Origin of the sequence: Pseudotabrizicola sediminis (assembly GCF_004745575.1) — a bacterium.
Classification (GTDB): Bacteria; Pseudomonadota; Alphaproteobacteria; order Rhodobacterales; family Rhodobacteraceae; genus Pseudotabrizicola; species Pseudotabrizicola sediminis.
In genome coordinates, this window is record NZ_RPEM01000012.1 from 89,052 (window position 1) to 98,912 (window position 9,861).

Annotated in this window: 9 protein-coding genes; 4 read left to right on the plus strand and 5 right to left on the minus strand. The window is 65.5% G+C overall.

Annotated elements, in window-relative coordinates; translation table 11 throughout:
• Positions 1-50: 50 nt before the first annotated feature.
• From EEB11_RS16050 to meaB, 4 genes are all read right to left on the minus strand, one after another.
• On the minus strand, positions 51-596 hold the full coding sequence (locus EEB11_RS16050; protein WP_135433054.1) for a hemerythrin domain-containing protein: 546 nt from the start codon (positions 594-596) through the stop codon (positions 51-53).
• Positions 597-626: 30 nt separating this feature from the next.
• Complete coding sequence (locus EEB11_RS16055) at positions 627-1,853, minus strand: MFS transporter (RefSeq protein WP_210134442.1); 1,227 nt, start codon at positions 1,851-1,853, stop codon at positions 627-629.
• 243 nt (positions 1,854-2,096) lie between these two features.
• Positions 2,097-2,312 (minus strand): DUF1127 domain-containing protein, encoded by a 216-nt coding sequence (locus EEB11_RS16060; RefSeq protein ID WP_245298948.1) that lies wholly within the window; start codon positions 2,310-2,312, stop codon positions 2,097-2,099.
• A gap of 237 nt (positions 2,313-2,549) precedes the next feature.
• Positions 2,550-3,527 carry a methylmalonyl Co-A mutase-associated GTPase MeaB gene (gene meaB, locus EEB11_RS16065; protein ID WP_135433056.1) on the minus strand — a complete coding sequence of 326 codons (978 nt, stop codon included), beginning with the start codon at positions 3,525-3,527 and terminating at the stop codon, positions 2,550-2,552.
• Between the two features lie 159 nt (positions 3,528-3,686).
• Here meaB and hrpB point away from each other — a divergent pair, with 159 nt between their 5' ends.
• Together hrpB and rpmB are read left to right on the plus strand one after the other, a co-directional pair.
• Entirely contained in the window at positions 3,687-6,113 is a 2,427-nt protein-coding gene (gene hrpB, locus EEB11_RS16070; protein ID WP_135433058.1) for an ATP-dependent helicase HrpB, read from the plus strand.
• Between the two features lie 245 nt (positions 6,114-6,358).
• Positions 6,359-6,646: a 50S ribosomal protein L28 gene (rpmB, locus tag EEB11_RS16075; RefSeq protein ID WP_135433060.1), complete on the plus strand. Its 288-nt coding sequence runs from the start codon at positions 6,359-6,361 to the stop codon at positions 6,644-6,646.
• Positions 6,647-6,858: 212 nt separating this feature from the next.
• Here the strand turns inward: rpmB and EEB11_RS16080 are convergent, their stop codons facing one another.
• Positions 6,859-7,170: a hypothetical protein gene (locus EEB11_RS16080; RefSeq protein WP_135433092.1), complete on the minus strand. Its 312-nt coding sequence runs from the start codon at positions 7,168-7,170 to the stop codon at positions 6,859-6,861.
• A 357-nt stretch (positions 7,171-7,527) separates the two neighbouring features.
• Here EEB11_RS16080 and lepA point away from each other — a divergent pair, with 357 nt between their 5' ends.
• Together lepA and EEB11_RS16090 are read left to right on the plus strand one after the other, a co-directional pair.
• Positions 7,528-9,327, plus strand: coding sequence for a translation elongation factor 4 (gene lepA / locus EEB11_RS16085; protein ID WP_210114914.1), 1,800 nt, complete (start codon positions 7,528-7,530; stop codon positions 9,325-9,327).
• A 3-nt stretch (positions 9,328-9,330) separates the two neighbouring features.
• A complete protein-coding gene (locus EEB11_RS16090; protein WP_135433064.1) occupies positions 9,331-9,843 on the plus strand; it encodes an AlbA family DNA-binding domain-containing protein in 513 nt (170 codons plus the stop codon).
• Positions 9,844-9,861 lie beyond the last annotated feature (18 nt).

Genomic DNA, 9,861 nt, shown 5'->3' on the forward strand with positions numbered 1-9,861 from the left:
TAAGGCGGGGTGAACCCCGCCCTACGGATGGGGCGGGCGGCGCGCCTGTGCTACCCCATCTGGTGTTTCAGGATGACGGGGATGATCAGATCCTCCTCATCCTCCAGATGCCGGATCAGCTGACGCTCGAACGGTGCAAGGCTGGCGTGAAAGGCCAATGCCGCCTCACGCGCATCGGTGGCCTGCAGGGCATCGTTGGCCGAGGATACAAAGCCATCCAGCAAGCCATCCAGCGCGTGGTGGTCGCTGTCCAAGAGCTCGAACCCGCGCGCAAGGCGTGGCTCCAGCTTGACCATGGCCGGGAAATAGCTTGCATCTTCAATCTGATGATGTCCGATCAGCCCCTGCACCAACTGCTCGCCGCCACGCAGCAAGCGGCCCTGCCAGCGCTGCGGGTCGATGCGCCCGCCTGACATGTGTTCCGCATCGAGCCGCAGGCCCGACATCAGGTCGCGAAAGCCCAGATGGCGGTCCAGCCAGAAGGCCGAAAGCCCCTCGAACCCCGGCACATCCGACCACCCCGCACGCGGCCAGTCGGCCAGCAGGGTCACAAGGTCGGGCGGCAGGCGGTCGCGGCGGGCAAGATCATGCGTCATGCGTTGCACATATCCTGATACGCGGGCTGTTCAAGCGCCCATCGCCGATGTGCCTGTGTCAGGCCGCCTTGCGGGCGGGCCAGGTTCCAGCACCGCCTGGACCTCATCTGCGCCCGATGTGCGGCCTGCCAGCACGGCGACCACGATCAGGAGCACCGACAGCACGGCATAGGTGACGCGGAAACCGATGGCTTCGGCGACAAAGCCGATGCTGGCCGGGGCCACCAGAATGCCCGCATAGCCCACCATCGTCACCGTCGAAATTGCAGTGCCAGAGGGGATGCCGGGGTAGTTTCCGGCGGCGGAAAACAGGATCGGCACCATATTGGCCACGCCAAGCCCGGTGATGAAAAACGCTGCAATTGCAAGGGTATCTGTGGGGGCCAGTGCCGCCAGCATCATGCCCGCCGCCGCCAGCAGACCCGACACCTGCAAGGTCAGCACCGCGCCAAAGCGGTTGCGCACCCCATCCCCTGCAAAGCGCATGATCGCCATCGCCCCGGCAAAGAACGCAAAGCCAAGGCCAGACCGGAACACATCCGACCCCATGTCCTTTTGCAGATAGATCGCCGCCCAATCCAATACCGCGCCTTCGGGCACCATGGAAAACAGCGCAAGCGCCCCCAGGAGCCACAGGCCTGCCGCGCGCGGCAGCAGCACAGTCTTTTCGCCCGGCACGGCCGGGGCCACCGGGGCTGGGGCCTCGCCGCGCAAAAAGGGCATTACTGCCAGTGCCATAGCCGCCGTCAGCAGCGCCACCAGCCCGGCCTGCACCTCGGCCCCCCAGCGGGAAATCACCCATGCCCCGGCGAAACCGCCGACGAAACCACCAAGGCTCCAGAACCCGTGGCTGGAGGACATGATCGCCCGGCCCAGCCGCCGTTCGACCTCGACCGCATTGGCGTTCATCGCCACATCCATGCTGCCGATCAGCGCGCCAAGTAGCGCCATCGCCGGAACGAGTATCGGAAGAGACGGGGAAAATACCACCACCGGCAAGGCCGCTGCCGAGGACAGGGCAAAGCCGCGCAGCACCGCCACTGATCCGAAGCGCCCGATCAGCCGGCCGGTGAACAGCATCGCCGCCACCGCGCCTACGCCCAGCACAAGTATAAGTAATCCAAGGGTAAATTCGGTGATCTGATGGCGCGGGAGCAGCAGCGGGATCTGCGGGGCCCAGGCCCCCATGACAAAGCCTGCTGCGGCAAACATCATCGCCACTGCCCAACGGGCACGTTTTGCCTCTGCCATGGTCATACGAACTCTCCCTTTATTGCGACTTTGCGTAAACCGGGGGCGGGGGCGGGGAAAGCCCCCGGGGGTTCACAGTTTGTGTCAGCGCTAACGGTGCCGCGGGGCGCAAGGTGCAAATCAAAAGAAAGCGGCGAACCGGGGGAGGACCGGTTCGCCGCAAAGCCTGTTGGCGCAGGGAGGAGGAAGCGCCTTCAGGAGGCTGGTGCCACTTTCGCAGCGTATCTGTAAGTCACCGCAGATACGGGATTATTTCCCGTAGGCGGCTTCGCGTGCGATGTCTTCGATCGACACGCGGGCGACGTTGATGTCGGCCAGATCGCGGTCGGACATGGCCGACAATTCGTTCAGGGTTTGCAGATAGACCGCGCGACGTTCGCGGGCCACAGTCCACTTGGCCAGAACATCGCCCATCCATCCGCCAACGTGAAAGCCGGCAATTGTCTGCGTGTTCGAGTAAGCCATGATCGTTTCCTTTTCATCATCTTCGGATCGGACAAGGCGGCCCATCCGCCCTTTCCGTTGACTTCAACATGGGGCTTATGCTGCGCCTGCACAATCCGCCGATTGGCCAAAGCCGTTATGCAGCGGGTGCATGGCTTGCCGGGGCGGACCGTCGCAGCTTCGCTACAACACCGTCAGATCCGGTGCATGGTTCACGTCTGGACTGCGTCTGGTTTGCGTATGGCTTACGTCATGACGTCAGTGCCGGCCCAAAAGGGCCAGCATCTGCACGGCTGCGGCCTCGGGCGACAGCTCTCCGGCCTCGACCTGTGCGCCCAGTGCCGCCATTGACCCCTTTGCAGGTTCGCGGTCCAGCACCGACAGCAGACCGCGCCGCACCTCTTCGCCAAACCAGTGCCGGGCCTGATGGGCGCGGCGGCTGTGCCAATGGCCGTGTTCGCGCCGCCACCCGGCCAGCGCCTGCATGTCGACCCAGGCCTCGGCCAGCCCGTCGTTTTCCACCGCCGACACGCAGACCGCCTTGGGAAAGCCCTCGGGGTCTTGCGGGCGGCGGCGCAGCAGGTGCAGGGCACCGGCATAATCGGCGCGGGTGCGCATCGCGGCGGGTTTCAGGTCGCCATCGGCCTTGTTCACCAGAATCATGTCGGCCATTTCCATGATGCCGCGCTTGACGCCCTGCAACTCATCGCCGCCCGCCGGGGCCAGGAGCAGGATGAACAGATCGCAGATCTCGGCCACCACGGTTTCAGACTGGCCGACGCCCACAGTTTCGACCAGCACCACGTCGAACCCCGCCGCCTCGCACAGCGCCACCGCCTCGCGCGTGCGCCGCGCCACGCCGCCCATCTGCGCCTGACTGGGCGAGGGGCGGATGAAGGCGGCGGGTTCGCGGCTGAGCCGTTCCATCCGGGTCTTGTCACCAAGGATGGAGCCGCCCGACCGGGCCGAGGACGGGTCGACCGCCAGCACCGCAACGCGCAGCCCCTGCGCCACCAGCATCATGCCGAAGGCCTCAATGAAGGTGGACTTGCCCACGCCCGGTGTGCCCGACAACCCGATGCGCAGTGCCTGTCGCCCCGCGGCGCGGGCCTGCGCCACCAGTTCCACGGCTTGCGTGCGGTGATCGGGCCGGGTGCTTTCCACCCGGGTGACGGCCCTGGCAAGTGCCCGGCGGTCGCCCGCGATCACCGCCATGGCCAGTTCAGTCATCTCCATCGGCGCGTCCACCCGTCACAACTGCTCGATGCTGCCCTTCATGCCCTATCCTCTGGGGCTGTGCCAGCCTGCGCAGCGTTTCTGCCTGCGCTGTTGCCAGATCGATGATCTGCGCCCGCCCCCCTTGATCTGCGCCGCCGCTGCGCCTAACCCCGGATCATGTCAGACGCGATTGCCCCCACAGCCCTTCCTATTGACGCGGTGATCCCCGAGGTGCAGGCCGCGCTTGCCGCGCGCGGCATGGCGGTGCTGCAGGCACCCCCCGGTGCGGGCAAGACCACGCGTGTGCCGCTGGCGCTGCTGGCGCAGGTAACGGGGCGCATCCTGATGCTGGAGCCGCGCCGCCTGGCCACCCGCGCCGCCGCGGCCCGGATGGCGGAGACGCTGGGGGAGGCTTTGGGCCAGACGGTGGGGTACCGCATCCGGGGCGAGTCGAAGGTGAGTGCCGCCACGCGGATCGAGGTGGTGACCGAAGGCATTTTGACGCGGATGATCCAGTCGGACGCCGAATTGCCCGGTGTGGGGCTGGTGATCTATGATGAATTTCACGAGCGGTCATTGCAGGCCGATCTGGGGCTGGCTTTGGCGCTGGAGATCAGGGGCGCGCTGCGGCCTGACCTGCAACTTCTGGTGATGTCGGCTACGCTGGATGCCGCGCCGGTGGCGGCGCTGATGGGGGATGCGCCGCTGATCACGTCCGAGGGGCGGGCGTTTGAGGTGGAGACGCGCTGGCTGCCGCGCCCGCCGGATGCGTCGATGCGGTACGAGGCGGCGGTGGCGGGGCTGATCCGACAGGCACTGGAGGAGGTGCCGGAGGGCGATGTGCTGGCCTTTCTGCCCGGCGAGGGCGAGATCCGCCGGGTCGAGGCGCAGCTGCAGGGGGTGCCGGGACTGACCATCCGCCCGCTGTTCGGCGCGATGGAGTTTGCGGCGCAGCAGGCGGCGCTTGCCCCGGCGGCGGGGCGCAAGCTGGTGCTGGCCACGTCGATTGCGGAGACCTCGCTGACCATTCCGGGGGTGCGGGTGGTGGTGGATGGGGGCCGGGCGCGGCGGGCGCGGTTTGACCCGCCCTCGGGCATGTCGCGGCTGGTGACCGAACGGGTGACGAAGGCCGAGGCGGAACAGCGCCGGGGCCGGGCAGGGCGGGTGGCGCCGGGGGTGTGCTACCGGCTGTGGACGCGCGGCGAAGAGGGCGGCATGGCGGCGTTTCCGCCTGCCGAGATCGAGGCGGCGGATCTGACGCCGCTGGCGCTGGAACTGGCGCTGTGGGGGGCGGCGGACCTGCCGTTCCTGACCCTGCCGCATCCGGGCGTGCTGGCCGAGGCGCAGGCTTTGCTGCAGGGCTTGGGGGCGCTGGAGGCGGGGGGCGGCATCACGGCGCATGGCCGCGCGCTGGTGGCGCTGCCGCTGCACCCGCGGCTGGCGCATATGCTGGTGGTGGCGGGGCCACGGGCGGCACCGCTGGCGGCGCTGCTGGCCGAGCGTGATCCGCTGCGCGGGGCAGGGGCCGACCTGCTGGCGCGCTTGAAGGCCATCGACAAGCCGCCCGAGGGCGCGCACCGGCCCACCATCGAGCGCATCCGGGTGGAGGCGCGCCGTCTGGCGCGCATGGTGCCTGCGGCGCAGAGGCCGGACCTGTCGCCCGCACAGATGGCGGCGCTTGCCTACCCCGACCGCATTGGCCTGCGCCGTGCGGGCGATGCCCCGCGCTGGGTGCTGTCGGGCGGCAAGGGGGCGGCGATGGCGGCGGGCCAGCCGCTTTCCAGTGCGCGGCTGATCGTGGCCACCGATCTGGACGGCGACCCGCGCGAGGCGCAGGTGCGGCAGGCGGTGGCGATTGCCGAGAGTGAGCTGCGGGCGCTTTTTGCGGATCAGATCGCTTGGGCCGATCTCTGCGAATGGTCGCGCCGCGACGGCAAGGTGCTGGCGCGCCGGCAGGAACGCTTTGGCGCGCTGGTGCTGGCCGAGCGGCCCTGGCCCGACGCCGCGCCCGAAGCGCTTGCGCGGGCCGCGCTGGACGGGCTGCGTCAGATCGGACTGCCGTGGACGGCGAGTGCCCGCCGGTTGCGTGCGCGGCTGCGGCTGGCGCGGAGTGATGACTGGCCCGAGTTGGATGATGCTGCCCTGCTGGCCAGCGGTGAGGACTGGCTGCTGCCGCATCTGGCCGGCAAGCGGATCGAGGCCGAGCTGCGCGCGCTGGACCTGACCGAACCCTTGCGGGCGCTGATCGGCTGGGACCGGATGGCGCAGACCGATGCGCAGGTGCCGGGCAGTTTTGAGACGCCCTTGGGCCGCAAGGTGCCCATCGACTATGACGGCGACCACCCGGCGATCGAGCTGCGCCTGCAAGAGCTGTTCGGCGTGACGCGTCACCCCACGGTCGGCCCCCGGCAGCTGGCGCTGCGCATCACCCTGCTGTCGCCCGGGCGGCATCCGGTGCAGGTGACGCTGGACCTGCCCGGTTTCTGGGCCAACAGCTATGCGGATGTGCGCCGCGACATGCGCGGCCAGTACCCGCGCCACCCCTGGCCCGAAGACCCTACCGCTGCCGACCCCACCCTGCGCGCCAAGCCCCGCGGGACGTGAAGCAGTTGAGCGGCTGCGCCGCGTTGTTTTTGTCTCGGCTCTGGCCTGCGGCCAACCGCCTCGGACGTGCGCTCCGCTCCGGGTTTGGGGTGGTGCCCCAATTCCTGCGCAGGCAAGGGGTGAATCGCTTGACGAGGGGGGAGATCGCGCGTAAACGCAGCCATCGAATTCGAGGTCGCGCCTGCGCAGGCCTTGTTGTTTATGCACCTTACGCCCTGGTGGCGTTGACTTGAAGGATTACGACGATGTCGCGCGTCTGCGAACTCTCGGGCGTTGGCCCGATGACCGGTAACACCATCAGCCATGCGAACAACAAGTCGCGTCGCCGGTTTCTGCCCAATCTCAATGATGTGACCCTGATCTCGGACACGCTTGGCCAGTCGTTCAAGCTGCGGATCACGGCCGCTGCGCTGCGCACGGTTGACCATCGCGGTGGTCTGGATGCGTTTCTGGCCAAGGCCAAGGATGCCGAACTGTCTGGCACCGCACTGAAGATCAAGAAAGACATCGCAAAGGCCCAGGCCGCCGCCTGATCTTGTCTGACGCGACACGATAGGCCCGCCCGCAGGATTGCGCGGCGGGCTTTTTCTGTTCTGCGATGAGAGGTTGAGGTTTCCTGCCGGGATGACCGGGCGCGCCGTGAGCCTTGGGCGGGCTGTCAGGCCGGGGCCATCATCGGAGCCCGGCAAGGCACCCCGTGCCCCCGAAGGGGCGCGGAGGTCAGGGCGGGCCGGTCCGGTAAGGATCAGCGGGCGCAGTAAGCCTCGGCCTGTTGGCCGAAGGCCTTGTAGCGGCGCCAGAAATCATTGTCGTTGTCAGATTTTGACATGCGGACCTTCTGGGCGCGCTCGGGGTCTTTGAAGAAAGCGGCCGCCTTGCGCTGGTCGCCGCCGCGCAGGGTCATGTCGGCGACCTGCTGCACGCAGGCGCAGACCGCGCGGTTGGCGGCCTTGCGGTCGGAACCGAGGCAGGCGCGCTCGATCGGTCCGGCAAGGGCAAGCCCGCTTGAAAGGGAGAGGAGAACGGCAGCGCAGGCTGCCAGGGCCACAGGTTTCATCATGATCATCTGCCTCATTGCCGGGGACGGGGAGGACCCTCCGCCACTGGTCGTTTTCTGGCACCGATCATGCCGATTCGCGGCAGCAATTTCAATGCCGCGCTGCCGCTGGGCGGTGGATTGCCGACGCGGGGCACAGCTTGCGGTCGCCCCGGCACCGCACACCAGATCGGGCGCCGGGAAAGGCGCGGGCTGGCAATGCCCGGCACCACAGGCCCGCGCGCGCGCTGCCCCACCCGGGCCTGCGCCCCAGAATCATCGCGGCGAAGGTGCCGCGAGCCATGCAATGCGCCGCCACCGGACGGCAAACGCCGCATCCCCCTTCCCGGCCCCATATTTCCAAGCTATATGCCGCGCATGACCCAGCTTGACCTCATCCGCAATTTCTCGATCGTGGCCCATATCGACCACGGAAAATCCACCCTCGCCGACCGGCTCATTCAATTGACCGGCACGGTGGCTGCGCGCGACATGAAGGCGCAGATGCTCGACAGTATGGATATCGAGCGGGAACGTGGCATCACGATCAAGGCCAACACGGTGCGGATCGAATATCCGGCCAAGGATGGCAAGACCTACATCCTGAACCTGATCGACACCCCCGGCCATGTTGACTTTGCCTATGAGGTGTCGCGGTCGATGCGGGCCGTTGAGGGGTCTTTGCTGGTGGTGGATGCGTCCCAAGGCGTGGAGGCGCAGACGCTGGCCAACGTCTATCAGGCGCTGGATGCGGGGCACGAGATTGTGCCGGTGCTGAACAAGATCGACCTGCCAGCGGCAGAGCCTGAACGGGTGAAGGCGCAGATCGAGGATGTGATCGGGCTGGATGCGTCGAATGCCATCAACATCTCGGCCAAGTCGGGTCTGGGTATTCCCGATGTGCTGGAGGCGATTGTCACCCGGCTGCCCGCGCCCAAGGGCGACCGCAATGCGCCGTTGAAGGCGATGCTGGTGGATTCGTGGTACGACAGCTACCTGGGCGTGGTGGTCATGATCCGCGTCATCGACGGGGTAATCCGCAAGGGCGACCGCATCAAGATGATGCAGACCAATGCGGTTTACGGCGTTGACAAGCTGGCGGTGCTGAAACCGCAGATGGTGGACATTGACGAATTGGGGCCGGGCGAGATCGGCATCTGGACCGGGTCGATCAAGCAGGTGCGCGACACCCGGGTGGGCGATACCATCACGTCAGAGAAAAAGGGCTGCGAGACGGCCCTTCCGGGCTTCAAACCCGCGCAGCCGGTGGTGTTCTGCGGGCTGTTCCCGGTGGATGCGGCGGATTTTGAAGACCTGCGCGATGCGATTGAAAAGCTGCAACTGAACGACGCGTCATTCAGTTCCGAGATGGAAACCTCTGCCGCGCTTGGCTTTGGCTTCCGCTGCGGGTTCCTTGGCCTGTTGCACCTTGAGGTCATCCGCGACCGGCTGGAGCGGGAGTATGACCTTGACCTGATAACCACCGCGCCAAGCGTGGTGTTCAAGCTGCACATGAAGGATGGCGAGATCCGCGATCTGCACAACCCCGCCGACATGCCCGACCTGACCTATATCGACCACATCACCGAGCCGCGCATCAAGGCCACCATCATGGTGCCCGACGAATACCTTGGCGATATCCTGAAACTGTGTCAGGACCGGCGCGGCATTCAGCTGGACCTGTCCTATGCAGGCTCGCGCGCGATGGTGGTCTATGACCTGCCGTTGGCCGAAGTGGTGTTCGACTTCTACGACCGGCTGAAATCGGTGACCAAGGGCTATGCCAGCTTTGACTATGTGATTTCTGAATACCGTGAGGATTTTCTGGTCAAGATGTCTATTCTGGTCAACGAGGAGCCGGTCGACGCGCTGTCGATGATGGTCCACCGCGACCGGGCAGAGGCCCGGGGCCGGGCGATGGTGGAAAAGCTCAAAGAACTGATCCCGCGGCACATGTTCAAGATTCCGATTCAGGCGGCGATTGGCGCGCGGGTCATTGCGCGAGAGACGTTGAGTGCGATGCGCAAGGACGTGACGGCGAAATGCTACGGCGGCGACGCGACGCGCAAACGCAAGCTGCTGGACAAGCAGAAGGCCGGCAAGAAGAAGATGCGCCAGTTCGGCAAGGTGGAGATCCCGCAGGAGGCGTTTATTTCGGCGCTTAAGATGGATGGGTGAGAAATGGTCGCAGTTGAAAAGGTATATTCCAGTTCCATCGACTTTTTGCTGCAGCAAGTCGAAGGCCAGAGGATTGACTTCAAGTCTAAGAGAATATCCCCTGCCAAGTTATCAAAGACATTGGCGTCTTTTGCGAACACCGATGGCGGCGAAGTGTTTGTCGGAATAGAAGACGATCGTACTTGGGATGGTTTCCAGAAGCTAGAGGATGCCAATGCGATCCTCGATATAGCTTCCAAGATTTTTCCAATTGGGGACTTTGTTTCTGTTGTTTTTATTGAGTCCGATGGACGAAGTGGTTACGTCCTAAAGATAGAGGTGAGTCGAACTCCAGATATTAAGCGTTCTACTTCAGGTGACGTTTACATTCGTTTTGGTGCGCAAGATCTCAAGAAAGCCGATGCTCAGAGTATTAAGCAGCTTGAATACTCAAAAGGTGTCTATTCTTATGAAAGCGAGACGCTCCAAGATAGCCTTGGGGATGTCGAAAACTCTAGTGTTCCGCACCTGACATAGGATTCCGGACGGCGTCCC

Excerpts from the sequence above, each read along its gene's own strand:
- EEB11_RS16050 (WP_135433054.1), bottom strand. The coding sequence starts at position 596 with ATGACGCATGATCTTGCCCGCCGCGACCGCCTGCCGCCCGACCTTGTG.
- EEB11_RS16055 (WP_210134442.1), bottom strand. The coding sequence starts at position 1,853 with ATGACCATGGCAGAGGCAAAACGTGCCCGTTGGGCAGTGGCGATGATG.
- EEB11_RS16060 (WP_245298948.1), bottom strand. The coding sequence starts at position 2,312 with ATGGCTTACTCGAACACGCAGACAATTGCCGGCTTTCACGTTGGCGGA.
- meaB (WP_135433056.1), bottom strand. The coding sequence starts at position 3,527 with ATGGAGATGACTGAACTGGCCATGGCGGTGATCGCGGGCGACCGCCGG.
- hrpB (WP_135433058.1), top strand. The coding sequence starts at position 3,687 with ATGTCAGACGCGATTGCCCCCACAGCCCTTCCTATTGACGCGGTGATC.
- rpmB (WP_135433060.1), top strand. The coding sequence starts at position 6,359 with ATGTCGCGCGTCTGCGAACTCTCGGGCGTTGGCCCGATGACCGGTAAC.
- EEB11_RS16080 (WP_135433092.1), bottom strand. The coding sequence starts at position 7,170 with ATGAAACCTGTGGCCCTGGCAGCCTGCGCTGCCGTTCTCCTCTCCCTT.
- lepA (WP_210114914.1), top strand. The coding sequence starts at position 7,528 with ATGACCCAGCTTGACCTCATCCGCAATTTCTCGATCGTGGCCCATATC.
- EEB11_RS16090 (WP_135433064.1), top strand. The coding sequence starts at position 9,331 with ATGGTCGCAGTTGAAAAGGTATATTCCAGTTCCATCGACTTTTTGCTG.